The sequence below is a fragment of the Bauldia litoralis genome (assembly GCF_900104485.1).
Taxonomy (GTDB): Bacteria; Pseudomonadota; Alphaproteobacteria; order Rhizobiales; family Kaistiaceae; genus Bauldia; species Bauldia litoralis.
Window position 1 is genome coordinate 461,217 of the sequence record NZ_FMXQ01000001.1, and the last position, 20,476, is coordinate 481,692.

20 protein-coding genes are annotated in these 20,476 nt (G+C 65.9%); 13 read left to right on the forward strand and 7 right to left on the reverse strand.

Translation table 11 applies throughout. The features are described from left to right. Window positions 1-52 precede the first annotated feature (52 nt). From BLT60_RS02155 to BLT60_RS02180, 6 genes are all read left to right on the forward strand, one after another. Window positions 53-244, forward strand: coding sequence for a twin transmembrane helix small protein (locus tag BLT60_RS02155; RefSeq protein ID WP_090874555.1), 192 nt, complete (start codon window positions 53-55; stop codon window positions 242-244). A 13-nt stretch (window positions 245-257) separates the two neighbouring features. Then, on the forward strand, window positions 258-824 hold the full coding sequence (locus BLT60_RS02160; protein ID WP_090874556.1) for a cob(I)yrinic acid a,c-diamide adenosyltransferase: 567 nt from the start codon (window positions 258-260) through the stop codon (window positions 822-824). 153 nt (window positions 825-977) lie between these two features. Then, entirely contained in the window at window positions 978-1,586 is a 609-nt protein-coding gene (locus BLT60_RS02165; RefSeq protein ID WP_244521109.1) for a rhomboid family intramembrane serine protease, read from the forward strand. Window positions 1,587-1,635: 49 nt separating this feature from the next. Then, window positions 1,636-2,385: an electron transfer flavoprotein subunit beta/FixA family protein gene (locus tag BLT60_RS02170; protein WP_090874558.1), complete on the forward strand. Its 750-nt coding sequence runs from the start codon at window positions 1,636-1,638 to the stop codon at window positions 2,383-2,385. Continuing rightward, entirely contained in the window at window positions 2,382-3,314 is a 933-nt protein-coding gene (locus tag BLT60_RS02175; protein ID WP_090874559.1) for an electron transfer flavoprotein subunit alpha/FixB family protein, read from the forward strand. Before BLT60_RS02170 ends, BLT60_RS02175 begins: the two co-directional genes overlap by 4 nt. A 115-nt stretch (window positions 3,315-3,429) precedes the next feature. Continuing rightward, entirely contained in the window at window positions 3,430-4,311 is an 882-nt protein-coding gene (locus BLT60_RS02180; RefSeq protein ID WP_090874560.1) for a 3-hydroxybutyryl-CoA dehydrogenase, read from the forward strand. Window positions 4,312-4,354: 43 nt separating this feature from the next. On the opposite strand, the gene BLT60_RS02185 is transcribed toward BLT60_RS02180, so the two are convergent. Next, window positions 4,355-4,786 carry a hypothetical protein gene (locus tag BLT60_RS02185; protein WP_090874561.1) on the reverse strand — a complete coding sequence of 144 codons (432 nt, stop codon included), beginning with the start codon at window positions 4,784-4,786 and terminating at the stop codon, window positions 4,355-4,357. 264 nt (window positions 4,787-5,050) lie between these two features. On the opposite strand from BLT60_RS02185, the gene BLT60_RS02190 reads away from it, so the two are divergent. Both BLT60_RS02190 and BLT60_RS02195 read left to right on the forward strand, forming a co-directional pair. Further along, the gene (locus BLT60_RS02190) at window positions 5,051-6,085 is read left to right on the forward strand and encodes an aspartate-semialdehyde dehydrogenase (RefSeq protein WP_090874562.1); all 1,035 of its coding nucleotides are present in this window, start codon (window positions 5,051-5,053) and stop codon (window positions 6,083-6,085) included. Between the two features lie 188 nt (window positions 6,086-6,273). Continuing rightward, window positions 6,274-8,475 carry a putative bifunctional diguanylate cyclase/phosphodiesterase gene (locus tag BLT60_RS02195; RefSeq protein WP_090874563.1) on the forward strand — a complete coding sequence of 734 codons (2,202 nt, stop codon included), beginning with the start codon at window positions 6,274-6,276 and terminating at the stop codon, window positions 8,473-8,475. A gap of 70 nt (window positions 8,476-8,545) precedes the next feature. Here BLT60_RS02195 and BLT60_RS02200 read toward each other — a convergent pair whose 3' ends face one another. Then, the gene (locus BLT60_RS02200; protein ID WP_139167738.1) at window positions 8,546-9,715 is read right to left on the reverse strand and encodes a GGDEF domain-containing protein; all 1,170 of its coding nucleotides are present in this window, start codon (window positions 9,713-9,715) and stop codon (window positions 8,546-8,548) included. 351 nt (window positions 9,716-10,066) lie between these two features. Between BLT60_RS02200 and BLT60_RS02205 the strand changes: the two genes are divergently transcribed. From BLT60_RS02205 to BLT60_RS02215, 3 genes are all read left to right on the forward strand, one after another. Beyond that, the gene (locus tag BLT60_RS02205) at window positions 10,067-12,631 is read left to right on the forward strand and encodes an arylsulfatase (protein WP_090874565.1); all 2,565 of its coding nucleotides are present in this window, start codon (window positions 10,067-10,069) and stop codon (window positions 12,629-12,631) included. 191 nt (window positions 12,632-12,822) lie between these two features. Next, complete coding sequence (locus BLT60_RS02210; RefSeq protein ID WP_090874566.1) at window positions 12,823-13,248, forward strand: META domain-containing protein; 426 nt, start codon at window positions 12,823-12,825, stop codon at window positions 13,246-13,248. A gap of 106 nt (window positions 13,249-13,354) precedes the next feature. Further along, window positions 13,355-13,723, forward strand: a complete 369-nt coding sequence (locus tag BLT60_RS02215; protein ID WP_090874567.1) for a hypothetical protein — start codon at window positions 13,355-13,357, stop codon at window positions 13,721-13,723. On the opposite strand, the gene pdxY is transcribed toward BLT60_RS02215, so the two are convergent. Then, window positions 13,693-14,571 (reverse strand): pyridoxal kinase, encoded by an 879-nt coding sequence (gene pdxY / locus BLT60_RS02220; protein ID WP_175478253.1) that lies wholly within the window; start codon window positions 14,569-14,571, stop codon window positions 13,693-13,695. The genes BLT60_RS02215 and pdxY overlap by 31 nt on opposite strands. 136 nt (window positions 14,572-14,707) lie before the next feature. Between pdxY and BLT60_RS02225 the strand changes: the two genes are divergently transcribed. Next, window positions 14,708-15,595, forward strand: a complete 888-nt coding sequence (locus tag BLT60_RS02225) for an HpcH/HpaI aldolase/citrate lyase family protein (RefSeq protein WP_090874569.1) — start codon at window positions 14,708-14,710, stop codon at window positions 15,593-15,595. A 28-nt stretch (window positions 15,596-15,623) separates the two neighbouring features. Here the strand turns inward: BLT60_RS02225 and leuD are convergent, their stop codons facing one another. Then, window positions 15,624-16,229 (reverse strand): 3-isopropylmalate dehydratase small subunit, encoded by a 606-nt coding sequence (gene leuD / locus BLT60_RS02230; protein ID WP_090874570.1) that lies wholly within the window; start codon window positions 16,227-16,229, stop codon window positions 15,624-15,626. Between the two features lie 154 nt (window positions 16,230-16,383). On the opposite strand from leuD, the gene BLT60_RS02235 reads away from it, so the two are divergent. Beyond that, complete coding sequence (locus BLT60_RS02235) at window positions 16,384-19,200, forward strand: TIR domain-containing protein (protein WP_090874571.1); 2,817 nt, start codon at window positions 16,384-16,386, stop codon at window positions 19,198-19,200. On the opposite strand, the gene BLT60_RS02240 is transcribed toward BLT60_RS02235, so the two are convergent. Genes BLT60_RS02240 through BLT60_RS02245 form a run of 3 tightly spaced genes read right to left on the reverse strand, consistent with a single transcriptional unit; the run spans window position 19,197 to window position 20,457 of the window. Next, a complete protein-coding gene (locus tag BLT60_RS02240; protein WP_090874572.1) occupies window positions 19,197-19,622 on the reverse strand; it encodes a metallopeptidase family protein in 426 nt (141 codons plus the stop codon). The genes BLT60_RS02235 and BLT60_RS02240 overlap by 4 nt on opposite strands. Next, complete coding sequence (locus BLT60_RS24260) at window positions 19,619-19,759, reverse strand: hypothetical protein (RefSeq protein ID WP_175478212.1); 141 nt, start codon at window positions 19,757-19,759, stop codon at window positions 19,619-19,621. The genes BLT60_RS02240 and BLT60_RS24260 overlap by 4 nt, the downstream gene beginning before the upstream one ends. Further along, a complete protein-coding gene (locus BLT60_RS02245) occupies window positions 19,756-20,457 on the reverse strand; it encodes a cyclic nucleotide-binding domain-containing protein (protein ID WP_090874573.1) in 702 nt (233 codons plus the stop codon). Before BLT60_RS02245 ends, BLT60_RS24260 begins: the two co-directional genes overlap by 4 nt. Window positions 20,458-20,476 lie beyond the last annotated feature (19 nt).

Below are 20,476 nucleotides of genomic sequence, written 5' to 3' on the forward strand. Positions count from 1 at the left end.
TGAAACACACCGGGATTCGCCGCGCCGCCGCGGCCAGCAACGGGCGGACCTGATGGAGAATATCTTCCAGATCGCGACCTATGTCGCCCTTGCCGCCGTGCTGATCGTCCTGATCCTCGGCATCGTCAACATGGCGCGCGGCGAGGCGGGAAACCGCTCGCAGACCTTCATGCGCTGGCGCGTGATCCTGCAATTCGCCGCCATCGTGATAATGATGATCGCGCTCTATTTCTCGACACGCTAGCCCGGCAGATCCGATGGTCGTTCTCAACAAGATCTACACACGCACCGGAGACGACGGCACGACCGCCCTCGGCACCGGCGAACGCCGGCCGAAATACGATCTCCGCTTTCAGGCGATCGGCACCATCGACGAACTCAACGCCACCATAGGCCTCGCCCGCGTCCATGCGGCGGCCGGCGCGCTCGATCCGATGCTGGCCCGCATCCAGAACGACCTGTTCGACCTCGGCGCCGACCTCGCGGTGCCGCAGGACGAGGCCAAGCAGCGCGAGCGCCTGCGGATCATCGAGACCCAGGTGGCCCGCCTCGAAGCCGAGATCGACGCACTCAACGACGCCCTCGCGCCGCTGACCTCCTTCATCCTGCCCGGCGGCTCGCCGCTCGCCGCGGCAACCCATTTTGCCCGCACCGTCGCGCGGCGGGCCGAGCGCATCATGGTCGAGCTCGACGCCCACGAGCCGCTCAATCCGGCCGCGGTCACCTACGTCAACCGGCTGTCGGACTTCCTGTTCGTCGCTTCCCGCGCCGCCAATGACGGCGGCGCCGGCGACGTGCTCTGGGTTCCCGGCGGGACACGGTGAGCGGAGGCCGACCTGGCGATCTTTCCGCTCCATGACGGCAAGGCTCTCAGCCATATCCGTCGGCCTTACGCCAGTTGGTCGCTGATCGCGATCAACGTCTTCGTCTATTTCTTCGTCGAATCCGGCGGCGTCACCGAGGTCAGCCAGGCGGCGGTGCTGTCCTTCGGGCTGATCCCGGGGGTCTTCAACGACTATTTCGTCCTGCCCGACGATCTCGTGGTCGTTTCCGACCAGATGACCCTGCTCACCTACGCCTTCCTCCATGGCAGCCTCTGGCACCTGGTCGGCAACATGGTCTTCCTCTGGGTCTTCGCCGACAATGTCGAGGACGCCTTCGGCCACGTCCGCTTCATCATTTTCTACGTGCTGTGCGCGATCGGCGCCGGCTACGCCTATGTCCTGACCGACCCGACCAGCCAGGCGCCGGTCATCGGCGCATCGGGCGCCGTCGCCGGCATTGTCGCCGCCTATCTCATGCTGCATCCCCGGCAGAAGGTCTGGGTGCTGGTCCTCGCCCGCGTCCCGCTCCGCCTCAGCGCCTTCTGGGTCCTCGGCTTCTGGGTGCTGTTCCAGGTCTACGCGATCCTTGTCGCCCAGCCCGGCGACGAGGTCGCCTGGTGGTCGCATATCGGCGGCTTGATCACCGGCGCCATCCTCGTCGTCTTCCTGCGCCGCCGCGGCGTGCCGCTGTTCGACCGCGCCCGGGCCCTGCCAGCGCCGGCACCCTTGGGCAAGATTGACGATAACCGGGACCGCCGATAGGGTCCGCGCGCCCTCGCGACAGCTGCAAATTCCGAAAGCGTTTGCTCCAATGAAAATTCTCGTTCCCGTCAAGCGGGTCGTCGATTTCAACGTCAAGGTCCGGGTCAAGCCGGACGGCTCCGGCGTCGACCTCGACAACGTCAAGATGGCGATGAACCCCTTCGACGAAATCGCCGTCGAGGAAGCCCTGCGGCTGAAGGAAGCCGGACAGGCCGAGGAGATCGTCGTCGTCTCGATCGGCCCTGCCGCGGCGATCGACACCATCCGCACGGCGCTGGCGATGGGTGCCGATCGCGGCATCCTCGTCCGCGCCGACCAGCCCGTCGAGCCGCTCGGCGTTGCCAAGGCGTTGAAGGCGGTGGTGGCGAAGGAGGAGCCGACGCTCGTCATCCTCGGCAAGCAGGCGATCGACGACGATTGCAACCAGACCGGACAGATGCTCGCAGCACTTCTCGGCTGGCCGCAGGGCACCTTCGCTTCGAAGGTCGTCATCGACGGCGAGACGGTGACCGTCACCCGCGAAATCGACGGCGGCCTCGAGACCGTGCGGCTGACCCTGCCGGCGGTCGTCACCACCGACCTTCGCCTCAACGAGCCGCGCTACGCCTCGCTTCCGAACATCATGCGGTCGAAGAAGAAGCCGGTCGACGAGACGACCGCCGAGGAGCTCGGCGTCGATCTCGCGCCACGGCTGCAGGTGCTGAAGGTCGAGGCGCCGCCGGCACGCGGCGGCGGGGTCCGGGTCGCATCACCCGCCGAACTGGTCGACAAATTGAAGAACGAGGCAGGGGTCCTGTGAAGACGCTTCTGGTCGCCGAGCACGACAACCGAACGCTCACCGAGGCCACCGCGCGGACGCTGACCGCCGCGCTCGAAATGGGCGGCGACGTCGATGTGCTGGTCGCCGGCAAGGATTGCGGCAAGGCGGCGGAAGCCGCCGCCGGGCTGGCCGGCGTCTCCCGCGTGCTGACCGCCGATGCCGACAGCCTGGCTCATCGCCTGGCCGAGCCGCTTGCCGCGCTGATCGTTGCGATGGCCGGTCCGTATGATGCGCTGGTCGCCCCGGCGACGACCTTCGGCAAGAATGTCATGCCGCGCGTCGCCGCGCTGCTCGACGTCGCCCAGGTCTCCGACATCATCGGGGTCGAGGGACCGGACACCTTCGTGCGGCCGATCTATGCCGGCAACGCCATCGAGACGGTCCGCTCGGCCGACGCGAAGAAAGTCGTCACCGTCCGTGGCTCGGCCTTCGCCCCGGCGCCCGCCGGTGGCCCCGCGCCGATCGAGACCGTCGCCACCGAGGCCGCCTCGGGCGACGCCTCCACCTTCGTTTCGGCCGAGATTCCGGAACTGCTGCGACCGGAACTGACTTCGGCCAGGATCATCATTTCCGGCGGCCGCGCCTTCCAGTCGGCGGAAAACTTCAAGGCCTATCTCGAACCCCTCGCCGACAAGCTCGGCGCCGCGATTGGCGCCTCGCGCGCCGCCGTCGATGCCGGCTATGCCGCCAACGACCTGCAGGTCGGCCAGACCGGCAAGGTCGTCGCCCCGGAACTCTACATCGCCTGCGGGATTTCCGGCGCCATCCAGCACCTCGCCGGCATGAAGGACTCGCGCGTCATCGTCGCGATCAACAAGGATCCGGAAGCGCCGATCTTCCAGGTTGCCGATTACGGCCTCGTCGGCGACATCTTCGAGTTGTTGCCGGAACTCGAAAAGGCGCTTTGATCCACCCACGGTGGCGAGCCGGCCGATTTTGGGGCAATGTTGGCGCGCTCTCCTTGACAAGCAGGGCCGGGATGCCGATTGCTGCATTGCGGCGCGAGTGACCGGCAAGGAATAAATGGCGCACCAGATTCAGACGATCGGCATCATCGGCTCGGGACAGATGGGCAGCGGCATCGCTCATGTCTGCTCGCTGGCCGGCTTCGATGTCCTGGTCAACGATGTTTCCGAGGACCGCATCAAGTCGAGCCTCGCGACGATCAGCGGCAACATGGCGCGTCAGGCCGCATCCGAGAAGATCACCGAGTCCGATCGAAATGCCGCCCTCGACCGCATCGCCGCGGCGCCCGACATGGACGCGCTCGCCGGCTGCGACCTGGTGATCGAGTCCGCCACCGAGGAAGAGGCGGTCAAGCGCGAGATCTTCGCCAACCTCAAGCCGATCGTGAAGCCCAGCGCCATCCTCGCCAGCAACACGTCATCGTTGTCGATCACCCGGCTGGCCGCCGAGACAACCTCGCCCGAACACTTCATCGGCATCCATTTCATGAATCCGGTGCCGGTGATGGAGCTGGTCGAGGTCATCCGTGGCATTGCCACCAACCAGGCAACCTTCGATTCCGCCCGCGAATTCGTCGCCCGGCTCGGCAAGACCATCGTCGTCGCGGAAGATTTCCCCGGCTTCATCGTCAACCGCATCCTGCTGCCGATGATCAACGAGGCGATCTACACGCTGCATGAGGGCGTCGGCACGGTCGATGCCATCGACACCGCCATGCGGCTTGGCGCCCACCATCCCATGGGCCCGTTGCAGCTTGCCGACTTCATCGGCCTCGATACCTGCCTGTCGATCATGCAGGTGCTCTACGAAGGTCTCGCCGATTCCAAGTACCGGCCCTGCCCGCTGCTGGTGAAATATGTCGAGGCCGGGTGGCTGGGCCGCAAGGCCGGTCGCGGTTTCTACGACTACAGCGGCGAAACCCCGATCCCGACGCGCTGAGCCGAAGTTCCGCGCCTGTTCTCAGCGGCGGAAGCCCTTTCGACTAGATCTCCGCCTCGGGCGGCGTCGGGCAGGTCGGGTCCTCGTCCCGGTTCCAGCCGCGCGAGGTCCAGTCGGCCGCCGGCCGGATGCGACCGTTATCGTCCTCCAGCGCCTCGAAGAAGCTGAAGCAGTTCGCGCCATGCCGCTCGACGAAGAAACAGGCGCCGTTCAGGCTTTCGTAGAAGGTACAGAAGGTATCGTCCTCGATCGTCCATTCGCCGGAATCGGCGCCGTTGACGTCGTGATAGCGGATCAGCCCGTCCTCGAAATAGGTCTCGCTGAAGAACAGGCTGTCGCTGTAGACGCCGTCAAGCGTCACCCCGCTCAGCGCCAGCCGGATTTCGGAGCCGAACAGGCGCTTGCCGCCGCCAGCCTCCACCGGAGCGAGGGTGGCGATCAAGGCAAGGAAGAACAGGGCGATACGCATGAACATTGACACAATCGGGGGTTCGCGTAGAAGGAGCGCGGATTTCTGGAAGAGCCCATGATCTCGCGCCCGGCGTTAATATTTGATCCCTGCGGATCGGCAGATGCCCGCCGCGGCGATCCTATGCCGAAACCGCGCTCGAAATCCAACTGACTCGGAGCCACCCGCCGCCGGCCTTCTCCGTCGGTCTGCCGGTGGGCAGCGACGGGTCGCGATCGAATTCCACAAGCAGCGTCGACGCCTGACGACAACGAACCGGAGCAAGACATCATGGGTTACAAGATCGCGATAGCGGGCGCCACCGGCAACGTCGGCCGGGAGATGCTGACCGTTCTCGAAGAGCGCGGCTTCCCCGCAGGAGAGGTCGTCGCGCTGGCTTCCCGGCGCAGCCAGGGCACCGAGGTCTCCTTCGGCGACAAGACGTTGAAGGTCAAGGCGCTCGACACCTACGATTTCTCCGACACCGACATCTGCCTGATGTCGGCCGGCGGTTCGGTCTCGAAGGAATGGGCGCCGCGCATTGCCGATCAGGGCTGTGTCGTCATCGATAATTCCTCTGCCTGGCGCTATGATTCCGCCGTCCCGCTGATCGTGCCGGAGGTCAATGCCGACGCCGTGGCCGGCTTCACCCAGCGCAACATCATCGCCAATCCCAACTGCTCCACCGCCCAACTCGTCGTCGCCCTGAAGCCCCTCCACGACGCCGCCACCATCACCCGCGTCGTCGTCTCGACCTACCAGTCGGTCTCCGGCGCCGGCAAGGAGGGCTCGGACGAGCTGTTCAACCAGACCCGCGCCGTCTTCGTCGCCGATCCCATCGAGGCGACCAAGTTCACCAAGCGCATTGCCTTCAACGTCATTCCCCATATCGACGTCTTCATGGAAGACGGCTCGACCAAGGAGGAATGGAAGATGATGGCCGAGACCAAGAAGATCCTCGACCCGAAGATCAAGCTGGTCGCGACCTGCGTCCGCGTGCCGGTCTTCGTCGGCCATTCCGAGGCGGTCGCGATCGAGTTCGAAAAGGCGATCAGCGCCGACGAGGCGCGCAATATCCTGCGCGAGTCGCCGGGCTGCCTGGTCATCGACAAGCACGAGGACGGCGGCTACATCACGCCGATCGAGGCGGTCGGCGAGGACGCCACCTATATCAGCCGCATCCGCGAGGATTCGACCGTCGAGAATGGCCTGATGATGTGGGTCGTTTCCGACAACCTGCGCAAGGGCGCCGCGACCAACGCCGTCCAGATCGCCGAGCTGCTGATCAACCGCAAGCTGATCCAGCCGAAGCGCCAGGCCGCCTGACCCCGGCGGCTTCGCCCCGCCCCGTCTTGAACTCATTGATAAAAAAAGCGAAATCTGTTTTCTCGGCTATCGAAGCAATGTCCGCTTAACCCGACCGCGCCATGCTTCGGCGAGGACTGGCCCGTTAATCCTTTCAGTGAAACAATTACGCGATACTTCGCCGTTGAACGAAAGGTCCAATCGAGGCCGTGAACACCACCCTCGGACGCATCAGGTCGGCCTTTTCCTCGCTTCCGGCGCGCGCCACCCTGGTTCTGCTGACCTTCGTCAGCATCGGGATCGTGGTGATGGGCTGCGTCGGCTATCTCAAGCTCGACGAGGCCACCCGGGACAACGCCGAGGTCCGGATCGATCGAGCCGCCAGGGCGGCCGCGGCGATCACCGCCGGCACCTTTGCCGGCATGTTCCTGATCGAACGTGACGACACCGGAACGCCGCTCGCCATCCGCCTGTCGCCCGGCCTCGACGCCGCGTTCCTCAAGACCTCGCCGAAATTCGACGCGCTTGTCGAGGAGATCGCCGCGACCAACCAGGGCAGCGCCAACGTCTTCTGCCTCAACCGCGAGACCATGCTGTTCGATCGTTTCGCGACGACCCTGCGCAACCCGGACGGATCGCTCGCCCGCAACGCATCGCTCGGCGAGGCGCACGCCGCCTACGCCTCGCTGCTTGCCGGCCGCCACTATACCGGCGAGGTCAGGGTCCTCGACCGTTTCCGCCTCGCCTACCTGACGCCGATGCTCGATTCCGGCGGGACGGTCGTCGGCGCCCTCGCCGTCGACGTCGGCTGGGTCGACGATCTGGTCCGGGCGCGGACCGAACTGCAGTCGGACATCCTGATTTCGACCGCTCTCCTGCTGTTTGTCGTCACCACGATCGGCGCGTATCTCCTCTACCGCGCCTTCCGTCCGCTGCGCGCCATCGGCGCCTTCGCCCATCGCGTCGCCATCGGCGAGGTTGACGCCGACGTCCCGTATCTGGGCCGCAAGGACGAGATCGGCACGCTTGCCGCCGGCATGGCCCAAGTGGTCTCCATGCAGAACAAGCTCGAGCAGCTGGCCTATTACGACCAGCTCACCGGCGTCTTCAACCGATCGCGCTTCCTGCGCAGCCTCGACGCGATCTTCGAGGCGGGGGAGCCGTCATCGGCGGCCCTGCTGGTCGTTGACATCGACGGTTTTCGCGGCGTCAACGAGGCTTTCGGCCACGCCGCCGGCGACGCGCTTGTGGCGCAGGTCGCCGCGGCCCTCAAGGCCGAGCTCCGTCCCGGCGAAACCCTGTCCCGCATCGGCGGCAACGAATTTGCGATTGTCACGGAGGGCCGCACCGGGGCCGGAGATGTCGAGGCCCTCGCCGCCGCCGTGCTGCAACGCATGGCGAAGCCGTTCCGCCTGCCGCAGGCTGAAGTCCAGACCGGCTGCAGCATCGGCATCGTCCTGCTTCCCGCCAATGCCCGGTCGACGCAGGACGCGATCCGCAATGCCGAGCTGGCGCTCAACCAGGCGAAAACCGGCGGCCGGGGCCGCTACTGCTTCTTCACCGACGAGATGAGCGAAGCCGCCAGCAACCGCGCGGTGACAACCCGCGCCCTGCGCGAGGCGATCGATGCGGATGAACTGACCCTGCATTTCCAGCCCCAGATCCGGTCGGCCGATTTCGGCCTCTTCGGCGTCGAGGCGCTGGCCCGCTGGCATCACGCGACCCGTGGCGACATCCCCCCGGCGGAGTTCATTCCGATCGCCGAGGAATCCGGCCTGATCATCGATCTCGGCAAGGTGGTGCTCAACCATAGCTGCCGGGTGGCGCGCCAATGGCTCGACGACGGCTTCGACTTTCAACGGATCTCCGTCAACGTTTCGCCGACACAGATCCGGCAATCGGATTTTCGGGCGGTCGTGGTCGCGGCGCTGGAGGCCGCGAACCTGCCGGCCCGCTATCTCTGCCTGGAGGTCACCGAAAGCGTTTTCGTCAATCATGGCGATCGGACGGTGCTGCGCACCGTCGAGGCGCTGCGCGAACTCGGCGTTTCCCTGTCGCTCGATGATTTCGGCACGGGCTATTCCTCGCTCGGCTATCTCAACCGGCTGCCCTTCAACCAGCTCAAGATCGACCGAAGCTTCGTCACCGATATCGACAGCGACGAGCAGAGGAAGAACCTGCTCAACGGCATGGTCGCCCTCGGCAAGGGCCTCGGCATGCAGATCGTCGCCGAGGGTGCCGAGACCGAGGCCGAGGTGGTGGTCCTCTGCGCCGCCGGCTGCGACGCCATCCAGGGCTACTTCTTCTCCCGGCCGGTGCCCGTCGGGTCCCTGCCGGCCGAGGTCGAGCGGGTGAGCGAAACGGCGCGGACCGCATTTGCGAGGAACGGCATTCGCCTCGCCGTATCCTGAACCGGAAACCGCGACGGCATCGCCACCGTCTCAGGAGACCCACACCGTCCTGCGCCAACCGGACTGAGGATCACGCGGCGCTGGCCTTCAGGCCTTCGCGCGAAAAATCGGAGCACACCTTGCCGCCGCCAAGCGTCTTGGCCTCGTAAAGCGCGCAGTCGGCAAGTTCCAGAAGGTCCTCCAGCGAGACCGTCGTTCCCGGCGACGATGAGACGCCGGCCGACGCGCTGCACCGAAGCCCGGGAACGGCCATCGCCTTGACCGCGGCGACAAAGGCGTCGTTCAGCTGCTGCGCGACCAGCGACGCCTGCTCGCTTGTCGTTTCCGACAGGGTGACGGCGAACTCTTCGCCGCCGAGCCGACCGATGACGTCGGCGGCCCGAAGCCGCTTCTTCGCTGTGGCCGCGAAAGCCTGGATCACGGCGTCGCCGACAGGATGGCCGAACCTGTCGTTGATGTCCTTGAACCGGTCGAGATCGAGGACGATCGTCGCCGTTGACCGGCTATGGCGGGCGTTGTGGGCGACGACCGCCGAACTGGCTTCGAAGAAGGCCCGGCGATTGCCGATACCGGTCAGCGGATCGGTCAGCGCCGCCGCGCGGAGCTGGCTCTCGACCCGCTCCTTGATCATCGACACCATCAGGAAGGCGATGACCTGAATGAAGATCGCGGATTCGAGAGTCGCTATGCCGAACCACACGCCTGAAAAGACGCCCTGCGATGGCTGGTCCATCAGGATCAGCGGCGCACGCATCAACACGAATCCGGCATGGAGCAGGAGAATCGCGGCCACCGCGAATCGCGTCCGGAGGCCGTCCTTGGTCGAGCCGATCTCCCATGCCGCCGCCGCGAAATAGGCGGCGCTCATCAGCGAGCCGATCATCACGCGCAGGCCGGCGGCATCGTAGAAGGCGGGCACCCGGCAGGCGATCACCCAGGCGACGGGACCGATCAGCAGGACCCAGGGCTTCACCGCCCGCCCGTTGAAGACCCGCATCGCCGCCCAGGTCAGGCTGATTCCGAAGAGGAGAAGGGCGACGCCGGCATCGATCGACAGCCAGTCCGGCATCTTGCCGCGTCCGCCCAGCAGGAAGGTCGCGACCGAGGCGATGAAGAAGCTGGCGGCGATCCACAAGAGGCAGCGCTGGTTCGCGTTGAGCCAGTAGCACCACAGCAACAGGACCACCGCCGCCATCGTCGAAGCGATGAGCGCCATGAACATCGTTGGTGGGTCGATCACTGCGCCATCATCCGGATAGGATGCCCTCCGGCGTCGAACGAATCGACGGACATTGCCACGCTTGCGGTTTCCCCAATCTTAACAGCGCTTGCAAGCCATGGTTTGCGGCCGGCAACCAGCGGTTGGACCGGGTCGATTGTCGATCCCGGCGTCATCCAACCGCATGGATGGTCGCCAGGCCCACGTTGGCTTCGTTGAATAATGGATCGCGATCCATTCGGCCAGCCGTCTCCACGTGACTCCACGTTCGATACGTGGCGCCTGATCCCGGAAAGGGAATTACTGGGCACTGGTCTGGATCGCGTGTGCGCAAGAATGCGCGCATCGAGCCGTCAAAGGGAGCGCCACTTGATGAAATCCACTGTCGCACTGTTCGCCGCCAGTCTGTTGGGCATGGCCATTATCGCGCCCGCGGCGGCGCAGACGGTCACGGGCGAGCTCGGCTCGCCAAGCGCCACGACCACGATACCCGGCGACCAGTTGCCGGCCCCCCAACCGAAGTTTGGCGGCGAGATCGAGAACGATGCACTCAAGTCGACGCCATGGTGGGCGCCGCGCATCGTTCCGCCCGAAGACGCTCCCAACATCCTGCTCATCATCACCGACGACGCCGGTTTCGGCGTCCCGAGCACCTTCGGTGGCGTGATTCCGACCCCGGCGCTCGATCGCGTGGCCGAGATGGGCCTGCGCTACACCAATATCCACTCGACTGCGCTCTGTTCGCCGACCCGTGCGGCGCTGATCACCGGCCGCAACCACCATTCGGCCGGTTTCGGGGTCATCTCCGAACAGTCGACCGGCTTCCCCGGCTACAACAGCATCATTCCGGAGGACAAGGCGACGGTCGGGCGCGTTCTGCTCGACAACGGCTATGCCACCGCGTGGTTCGGCAAGGATCACAACACCCCGGCTTTCGCCGCCAGTTCGGTCGGACCGTTCGACCAGTGGCCGACCGGCATGGGCTTCGAGTATTTCTACGGCTTCGTCGGCGGCGACGCCAACCAGTGGCAGCCCAACCTGTTCCGCAATACGACGCAGATCTACCCGTTCGAGGGCAAGCCGGGCTGGAACCTCGTCACGGCGATGGCGGACGACGCCATCGACTACCTGAACCGGGTGAACCAGACCCAGCCGGACAAGAAATTCTTCATCAAATACGCGCCGGGCGCCACCCATGCGCCGCACCACCCGACCAAGGAGTGGGTCAAGAAGATCGGCGACATGCATCTCTTCGACGAGGGCTATAACAAGCTGCGCGAACAGATCTTCGAGAACCAGAAGAAGCTCGGCGTGATCCCTCAGGACACGCAGCTCGAGGCATGGCCCTCGGATGTGATCGAGGACTGGGACAAGCTGGACGCAACGCAGAAGAAGCTGTTCATCCGTCAGGTCGAGATCTTCGCCGCCTATGCGGCCTACAGCGATCACGAGATCGGGCGGGTCATCCAGACCATCGAGGACATGGGCAAGCTCGACGATACGCTGATCATCTACATCAACGGCGACAACGGAACGAGCGCCGAAGGCGGGTTGTGGGGTACGCCCAACGAGGTCGCCTACTTCAACGGTATCAGCAAGATGCCGATCGACGTGCAGATGAAATGGTACGACGTCTGGGGCACCGAAGAGACGTACAATCACATGTCGGCGGGCTGGTCCTGGGCTTTCGACACCCCGTTCACCTGGTTCAAGCAGAATGCCTCCAAGCTCGGCGGCATCCGCCAGAACATGGCCGTCGCCTGGCCGGCGCGGATCAAGGACAAGGGCGGACACCGCGACCAGTTCATGCACGTCATCGACGTGGTGCCGACCATCCTCGAGGTGACCGGCATCCCGGCTCCGGAAACCGTCGACGGCATCACCCAGGCGCCGATCGAAGGTACCAGCTTCGCCTATACTTTCGACAAGGAGAACGAGAAGGAGCCCTCCCGGCACAAGACCCAGTATTTCGAGATGATGGGCCAATGGGCGCTCTATCACGAAGGCTGGCTGCTGAGCACCAAGGTCAACCGTGCGCCGTGGGAGGCGTTCGGCCCGGCCAACCCCGATCCGCTCAACAATCAGGTGCTGGAACTTTACGACCTGACCAGGGACTACAGCCAGTCTCAGAACATCGCCGACAAGAATCCTGACAAGGTGCAGGAGATGAAGGAGTTGTTCATCCGGGAGGCGGAAGAATACGAAGTCTTCCCGATGGATGCTTCGGTCGCCGCGCGCATCGTCGCGCCCCGCCCCAACATTACCGCCGGGCGGACCGAGTTCACCTATACCCACCCGATGACCGGGCTGCCCCAGGGCGACTCCCCGTCGATCCTCAACACCTCCTACACCTTCACCGCGGAGATCGAGGTGCCGGAAGGCGGGGCCGAGGGGATGATCGTCACGTCTGGCGGTCGCTTCGGCGGCTACGGCTTCTACCTCAAGGACAGCAAGCCGGTGTTCCTGTGGAATCTCGTCGACCTGAAGCGGCCGAAGTGGGAAGGCCCGGACGCGCTGGCGCCCGGCAAGCACACGATCGAGTTCGACTTCAAGTATGACGGCCTCGGGGTCGGGACGCTCGTCTACAACAGCATGAGCGGCCTCGGACGTGGCGGAACCGGCACGTTGTCGGTCGACGGCAAGGTCGTGAGTACCGAGAAGCTGGAGCGCACCATGCCGATGATCCTGCAATGGGACGAGAGCTTCGACATTGGCTCCGACACGCTGACCGGCGTTAACGATGCCGACTACAAGCCGCCGTTCGCCCTGACCGCCAGGCTCGACAAGCTGACGCTCAAGATCGACCGTCCGGTTCTCAGCGAGGACGACATCAAGAAGCTCACCGCCGCACAGGCCGCCGCGACCGACGGTGCCGCTGGCGAAGCCACCGCGATCGATGGCCAGCCGGTGCAGGTCGTGCAGCCCGGCCCTCACTAGGCTCGCAAGTCTACCGGCAGCGCTCCTTCCCCGGGAGCGCTCGCCCCCAAAGCGCTCAGGGCCCCGGCAGTCATGCCGGGGCCCTTCTTGTTGGCCGCCCCGCCCCCTGCGCGCCACCGGCCCCAAGTGTTGCCTTAATTCCCGTGTCAGGGTCCGGGCCAAGGGGGCATGAGAATACGGAGACGGTTCCCGTGCCGAAGCTTCTTGCACCGCTGATCGCCCTGATCGGGCTGACCTTCATCGCCGCGACACACACCATGGCCGCCAGCGCCCCTGACACCGCGATCCTCGATACGCACTGGAAACTGGTTTCGGTCCGCGGCGTCGCCGCCGAGGTCGGGCGGCGCGAGGCGCATCTGGTCTTCAAGCCCGGCGGCGGCCTCGCCGGCAGCACCGGTTGCAACAACCTCGCCGCCGTGTACGCCCTCGACGGCGAGCAGATCGCCTTCGGGCCGATCGTGACCACCCGCATGTATTGCCAGGAAGCCGCCCGCACCGAGCGCGCCTTGCTCAAGGGCCTGCGGGACGTTTCCCGCTGGGTGGTGGATGGCAACCGTCTGGAACTCCTGACGGATGCCGGCGTCACTATCGCGGTCCTCGAGAAGAGCGAAGGCTAGGCGCGCCGCTCCGGCAACGCCCCCTTCACCATTGCGGGCGCACCGCCTCCCTGTCGCCGTCAATCGCCGCTAGTCTTCCTCCCTCACCGACGAGGAGGGCGACCTGATGACATCCCCGGTACCGATTGTCCTGGTCGCGGCGACACTCGCCGCTGCCGGCTTTTCCACCGCAGCCCCGGCCGCCGATCTCGGCACCCCGGTGCCGATGGCCGGCATGTATTCATACATCGCCGATGCCGCGCTGTTCCGCGACTGCGCCTCCGGCGAGCGTTACCCGGTTTCCTTCGAGGCGGATAACATCGCGCTCGAATCCGGATACCTCGCCGTCGTCCCCGAGGCCGGCGCCGAGGTGCTGGTCAGGATCGAGGGACGCATCGAGGAGCGGCCGGCGATGGAAGGCGATAGCGTCGAGGTCAGCGTCATCCCCGATCGCTTCATCGGCGCCTATCCGGATCGCGATTGCGACAGCATGTGAGACGCATCGGACAGTGTCTCGACGGTCACGCCGTCCGGCGCTGATTCAAACAGCGCCTGACCGGCGACCAGCGGCATCTCATCGTCGCCCATCGCCCGTCCGAGGGTGATCAGATCGTGAGTCGAGGCTACCGCGCGCTCCAGCGCGACTTCAGGCAGAAGCCGGTCGAGGCGGTTGCCGAGGTAGAGCGCCGCCAGCAGGTCGCCGCTGCCATGCGGCACCGACGGATAGGCCAGGTGACTGAAAAGACTGGCGCTTTCCGGTCGGACCAGGAGGTTGCCGATCGCCCCCTCGCCGGCAAAGGCCGACGTGACCACCATCTCGCCGACGCCGATCCCGCGCGCGACCGCGATCAATTCATCGTTCGTTTCCAATGACTTGCCGGACAGCCACGCCAGTTCGAAACGGTTCGGCGTCGCCGTGTCGGCGCGCGGCAGCAGCACCTCCCTGATCGCCACGCCCACATCCTCCGGCTGGAAAAGCCCCCCGGCGTCACCGATGATCGGGTCGCAAAGGTATGTAGCGTCGGGGTTTTTCGCCTTGACCGCGTCGACAAGATCGGCGATCGCCTCGGCCTGGCCGGCATCGCCAAGATAGCCGCTCATCACCGCCCCGACCTCGCCAAGCCATGGCGCGGTGGCGAGATCTGCCAGAAAAGCCCTGAAAACCGCCGGTTCCGGCGCCATCCGTGTCGACGGAGAATGACCCGGATGCCACGGGAACTGGACCGTCGGCACCCACCATGCCGGGAATCCCATCCGTTGAAGGACGAAGACACCCGCCCGACCGCCAACCGAACCGCGCGCCACCTGGCTGTTGACGACGATAACCGCTTGCTTTGCTTTCACTTTCTTCGTTCCGCCTTTGCCGCCGCCTGGTCCGACCCGGCTCCCGGAGCAACAGTGCCGAATCCGGCACGAGAGGGCTTTTGGGATCGTCCCGGGGAAGCTAGTCTCTCGCCGGCCCTGGGGGAGAATACTTAGCATGGCGGCAGCGCCGCGACCGCGTAGAAGTGCACTTTACATACCGGGTTCGAACGCCCGCGCCCTCGACAAGGGCCGCACCATCGCGGCTGACGTCCTGATCCTCGATCTCGAGGATGCGGTGGCCGTGGAAGCCAAGGAAATGGCCCGCGCCGCGGTTGCCGCGGCGGTGAATGTCCATGCTTATGGCAAGCGCGAGGTGGTGGTCCGGGTCAATGGCTTGGGCACCCCGTGGATTGCCCGCGACATCGCCGCCGTCGTCGCCGCCATGCCGGATGCCATCCTGATCCCGAAGATCTCGCGGATGGAGGATGTCCGCCGCGCCCGCGCCGCCCTGGCCGCCGCGCAAGCCCCTGAAGGCCTTGCCCTTTGGGCGATGATCGAGACCCCGCTCGCCGTCCTCAACGCCGCCGGCATCGCCTCCGCCGCCAACAACGGCGCCGGCGCGGCGCTCGATACGCTGGTGATCGGCACCAACGACCTTGCCCGCGAAATGGGGGTCCGCCTGCTTCCGGGCCGCGCGGCGCTGACGCCTGCCTTGTCGCACTGCGTCCTCGCCGCCCGCGCCTACGGACTCGCCGTCCTCGACGGCACCTTCAACGACCTGACTGACTGGAAGGGCTTCGACACCGAATGCCAGCAGGGGCGCGACCTCGGCATGGACGGCAAGACCCTGATCCATCCGCGCCAGGTGCCGATCGCCAACGAGGCCTTCGCGCCGAGCAATGACGAGGTTGAATGGGCCGAGAAGGTTCTGGCCGCCTTCGACCGGCCGGAAAACCACGGCAAGGCGGTGATCGCCGTCGAGGGCCAGATGGTCGAGCGCATGCACGAGCGCATGGCGCTCCGGGTCATCGAGACCGTGACCGCGATCCTGCCGGACGAGTGAACGCGGGCCAAAGGCCCGCCGGAACTGCTTAGTGCCAGGGCCGCTCTTCGGCGAACCGCTGCTCGTGGCGGTCGATGTGTTCGCTCTTCTCAAGCGAAAGGCCGACCTCGTCTAGGCCGTTCAGCAGGCAATGCTTCTTGAACGGGTCGATCTCGAACTTGACGACGCCGCCATCCGGGCCGCGCACTTCCTGCGCTTCCAGGTCGACCGAAATCGTGGCGTTGGCGCCGCGGCTCGCATCGTCCATCAGTTTGTCGAGATCTTCCTTCGACACCACGATCGGCAGGACGCCATTCTTGAAGGCGTTGTTATAGAAGATGTCGGCGAAGCTGGTCGAAATCACGCAGCGGATGCCGAAATCGAGCAGCGCCCACGGCGCATGCTCGCGGCTCGACCCGCAGCCGAAATTGTCGCCGGCTACCAGGATCTCGGCCTTGCGATATGCCGGCTTGTTGAGCACGAAATCCGGGTTCTCGCTGCCATCGTCCTGAAAGCGCATTTCCGCGAAAAGACCCTTGGCGAGCCCGGTGCGCTTGATGGTTTTCAGGTAATCCTTGGGGATGATCATGTCGGTGTCGACATTGAGCATCGGCAGCGGGGCGGCGACGGCGGTGAGTTTGTCGAATTTCTGCATGGGGAGCTTCCTTTTCCGCCGCATCATGTGCGACGGAAGGCTTCCGACGTCAAGACGTGCGCAGGATGGCTCAGGACAGATCCGCCCGAGTATCGTCCGATTCGTCTGGTGTCATGGCCATTGAGGGCGGGCGCTCGGGACGTATGATCCGTTGATGAAGCACCCTTCCCCCATCGCGGGGTCGCCGCCGGCGACCGGCGCGGTCAAGCCGGTCTACGACGCCTTCATCTCCTACAGCCAGCGCGGCGACAAGGCGGTCGCCCGTGCGCTCCGGACTGTCATCCAGACGATCGGCAAGCCGTGGTGGAAGGTGCGAAGCCTCAACGTCTTCCTCGACGCGACTAGCCTCTCGGCCGCCCCGAGCCTGTGGCAGGGGATCGCCGACAAGCTCGACCGGTCGCGATACCTGATCCTGCTGGCCTCTCCCGAGGCGGCGGCATCGAAATGGGTCGACCGGGAAGTCGCCCATTTCATCGCCGCCAACGGGATCGACCGGCTGCTGATCGCGCTGACCGACGGCGAACTGGCATGGGACGAGGAGATCCATGACTTCCGGTCGGACGCCGCTCTGCCGCTGCCGCCGAGCCTGCACGGCCGCTTCGCCGAGGAGCCGCTATGGGTCGACCTCCGCGCCTTCCGCACCGACCCGGCCTTGGCGACCAAGAGCAACCAGGGCTTCCTCCACGCCTCGCTCGACCTGGCCGCGACGATCCACAGCGTCGAGAAAGCCGACCTCTATTCGGAGGAGGTCCGCCAGCAGCGGCGCAGTGTCCGCCTCGCCTACGGAGTCGTGGTCGTGGTGGCCGGCCTTGGCATCGCCGCCGGCATCGCCGCCTGGATCGCGACCACGGAAGCCGAGCGCGCAACGCGCAATTTCGACATCGCCAAAGGCACCGTCGACGATGTCGTCTTCGACATTGCCCAGGGCCTGCGCGAGGTCGAGGGCATGCGGATCGAGAGCCTCCGCATCATCCTCGAGCGGGTCGAGCAAGCCGTCGGACGCCTGTCCGAGGCGGCGGCGGACGACACCGACATCATGCGAAGCCGTGGCGCGATGCTCGGCGAGTTCGGCGACACCTACCGGGCGGCGGGGGACCGAGGCAGCGCACTCGCCGCCTATCGCGAAAGCCTCGAAATTGCCGAGACGCTGACCGCCACCGATCCCGCCAACACGCGGTGGCTGGCCGATATCGGGGTCAACCTGTCGAAGATCGGCGACATCGAACTGCAACGGAACAACGTCGAGGCGGCGCTCGAGGCCTTCGAGGGGTATCTCGCAACCGCCCGCAAACTGACGACGCTCGAACCGGACAACACCACCTGGCAGCGCGACGTGGCGATCGGACTCGGACGCATCGGACTTGCACGCATGGCGGCAGGTGACGGTGCCGGGGCGCTGGAGGTGCAGGAACAGAGCCTCGCCCTTCACCGCGAACTGGCAGCCACCGATCCGGACAACACCCTGTGGCAGCGCGACATCGCCGCGATCCTCGAGAACATGTCCGGTGCGCTGGAACTCACTGGCGAGCTGGAAGACGCACGGGCGACGCTGGCGGAGAGTCTCGCCATCACCCGCCGGCTGCACGACATCGACCCCGGCAACGTGCTGCGTTGGCGGGACCTGGCGCTGCGCCTCCTGCGCCTCGGCGACATCGACACGCGGCTTGGCGACGCGGCGGCAGCGCTTGCCGCCTGGGAGGAAAGCCTGACGATCTCGCGCAGCCTGACCACCATCGATCCGGAGAACGCCGTCTGGCAGCACGACATGGCAGTCGCCCTGCAAAGACTCGGCGAGGCGCGGATGGCAAATGGCAGCGCCCCCACCGCGCTGGCCCTCTTCAGCGAAAGCGCCGATATCCTCAAACGGCTTGCAGCGCTCGATCCCGAGGACACGACGCTGCAACTGGAGGCCGCGTTCGGTCTCGAACGGCTCGGCGATGCCCGCCTGGCCACCGGCGATGACGCCGAGGCGATCAGCGCCTATGAGGAAGCCGCCGGCATGGCCGAAACGGTTCTTGCCGACCGGCGGGACAACCATGCTGCCCGGCGCGTCGTGGTGGTTTGCCGGGGCAAGGAGGGCGACACGCGCCTCCGCACCGGAGACCGTGACGGTGCGCTTGCATCCTACGAGACAGCCCTTGCCGCGGCCCGCATGCTGCTTGCCGCGGACCCGCGGGATGCGGTCTGGCAAGCCGACGCCGCCGAGACGCTCGACAGGATCGGCAACCTGAAGCTCGAGGGAGACGACGCCGGCGCCCAAGAGGCCTACGGGGAGGCGCTGGACCTGCGGCGCGCGCTCGTCGCGGCCGACCCCGGCAACCCGGACCGGCTGCGGGCGCTGATCGGCGATCTGGAACGATTGGGCTACCTCAAGGCGCGGGCCGGCGATGGCGAAGCGGCGATCGTGCTGATGGAGGAAATCGTTGCAGCGGGCCGCGATCTGACCGCCGCGGTGCCGGACAGCGACGGGGACCGGATGCAGCTTGCCGGCAATCTGGAACGGCTTGGCCATCTCAAGATGGTGCTCGACGACGCGGCCGGGGCCTTGTCCGCCTGGCAGGAGAGCGTCGGCGTGTGGCGTGCGCTGGTTGACGCCGCGCCGGCCGAGCCTGGCCGGGGCCGCAAGCTTGCCGGCGCCTTCGCAAATGTCGCCTGGGCCAGCCTCTTCACCGGCGATCTCGACCGCTCGGAGGCCGCGTCCCGGGAGGCGCTGGCGCTGGTGCCGGGCGAGGCCGTCTTCCTGACCAGGCTCGCCCATGCGCTGATGGCGTCCGGGAGGATCGCCGAAGCCGACGCGATCTATCTCGGCCGGCGCGGCACGATGGTCGGGGACCGGCGCTGGGAAGATGTCGTCGTCACCGACTTCGCGGCTTTGCGTGACGCCGGCGTTTCATATCCCCACATGGCCGAGATCGAAGAGATCTTCTCGGGGAGCGATGCCGCGCCGACCGAGCCGACCGCCACGGACTAGCCCGCCGCCCGCTCGATCGCCTCCATGTCTTCGTCCGAGAGCCCGAAATGGTGGCCGATCTCGTGAATGAGGACATGGGTGACGATACCCCCCAGCGACTCGTCGTGCTCGGCCCAGTAGTCGAGGATCGGCCGCCGGTAGAGCCAGATCATGTTCGGCATCTCGCCGGTGGTCGGCACCGCGGATGCATGGGCGAGGCCGATACCCTGGAAGAGGCCGAGCAGGCCGAACTCGGATTCGATACCGAGGTCGTCAAGGACATCGTCCTGCGGAAAGTCCGCCACCTGGATCGGGAGGTTGCCGGTCAGCGCCCGGAAGGTCTCGGGCAGCGCGGCGAAGGCATCGCGGGCCATGATCTCGAGATCGTCGAGCGATGGCGCACGCGCTTTGACCCAGTTCGTCGCGGTGGACTTGTCGGTCATGGCGCGTAGGTGACCAGAAGATAGAGGGCGAGGACGAAGAGGGCGATGAAGCCAAGCGTTCGCCCCGTCCGCTTGGCCCAGATCTCGACCTGGTCCGGCGGCTCGGAGGGTCGGATGTTGTCCTGATCGCCGCTCACTGCGCGGAGCCTCCCGTCGCTTTCGCCATCGCCATGTTCGCCCGGATCAACTTGTCCCGAAGGCCATGCCGGTACGAGAGTTCGACCGCCTGGGCTATCTCGGACGAACGGCCGAGAAGCTTCATCAGGACGCCTCTCTCGAAGGCAAGATAGCGGATCGGCGCCACCGCCGTCACGGTTGCGGTCGCGGGTATCCCGGTCGAAACGCTGATCTCACCGACAAAGTCGCCGGTCGCGCAGGAGCCGACCGGTTGCCCGTCGACCTCAACCCGCGCCTCGCCGCTGGTGATGAAGACGAGATCGGATACCCGCTCGCCCTGACGGGTGAGCACCGCGCCGGGTTCTGCATCGACCCAGCGGCCGGCCTGAAGCAGTTGTCGCGCATGGGCGGGCTCAAGCCCCGGCACGGCGATCTCGTAGAATGTCCGTTCCTCCGTCGTGAACCGGGTCCGCCTATTGAGATAGGACGTGATGGTCAACTGGCCGACATTGGTCAGCACGAACAGCATTTCCCAGAAGACCGAGACCGGATCGTCCAGCCAGTAGGCTGAATAGACAGCGGCGAGAACTCCGGAGCCGATGGCCAGGATGCGCAGCCACACCATGCGCGTCATCAGCATTGAGGCGATCAGCAGCACATAGCTTGCGTGACCGATCATCGCGCCGTTGCCGATCAGCGCCTCGGAGGTGAGGTTCATTGGCGCGTCGACAACATTG

Coding starts and splice junctions, on each gene's coding strand:
- BLT60_RS02155 (WP_090874555.1), top strand. CDS start 53: ATGGAGAATATCTTCCAGATCGCGACCTATGTCGCCCTTGCCGCCGTG.
- BLT60_RS02160 (WP_090874556.1), top strand. CDS start 258: ATGGTCGTTCTCAACAAGATCTACACACGCACCGGAGACGACGGCACG.
- BLT60_RS02170 (WP_090874558.1), top strand. CDS start 1,636: ATGAAAATTCTCGTTCCCGTCAAGCGGGTCGTCGATTTCAACGTCAAG.
- BLT60_RS02180 (WP_090874560.1), top strand. CDS start 3,430: ATGGCGCACCAGATTCAGACGATCGGCATCATCGGCTCGGGACAGATG.
- BLT60_RS02185 (WP_090874561.1), bottom strand. CDS start 4,786: ATGTTCATGCGTATCGCCCTGTTCTTCCTTGCCTTGATCGCCACCCTC.
- BLT60_RS02190 (WP_090874562.1), top strand. CDS start 5,051: ATGGGTTACAAGATCGCGATAGCGGGCGCCACCGGCAACGTCGGCCGG.
- BLT60_RS02205 (WP_090874565.1), top strand. CDS start 10,067: ATGAAATCCACTGTCGCACTGTTCGCCGCCAGTCTGTTGGGCATGGCC.
- BLT60_RS02215 (WP_090874567.1), top strand. CDS start 13,355: ATGACATCCCCGGTACCGATTGTCCTGGTCGCGGCGACACTCGCCGCT.
- BLT60_RS02225 (WP_090874569.1), top strand. CDS start 14,708: ATGGCGGCAGCGCCGCGACCGCGTAGAAGTGCACTTTACATACCGGGT.
- leuD (WP_090874570.1), bottom strand. CDS start 16,229: ATGCAGAAATTCGACAAACTCACCGCCGTCGCCGCCCCGCTGCCGATG.
- BLT60_RS02235 (WP_090874571.1), top strand. CDS start 16,384: ATGAAGCACCCTTCCCCCATCGCGGGGTCGCCGCCGGCGACCGGCGCG.
- BLT60_RS02240 (WP_090874572.1), bottom strand. CDS start 19,622: ATGACCGACAAGTCCACCGCGACGAACTGGGTCAAAGCGCGTGCGCCA.
- BLT60_RS02245 (WP_090874573.1), bottom strand. CDS start 20,457: ATGAACCTCACCTCCGAGGCGCTGATCGGCAACGGCGCGATGATCGGT.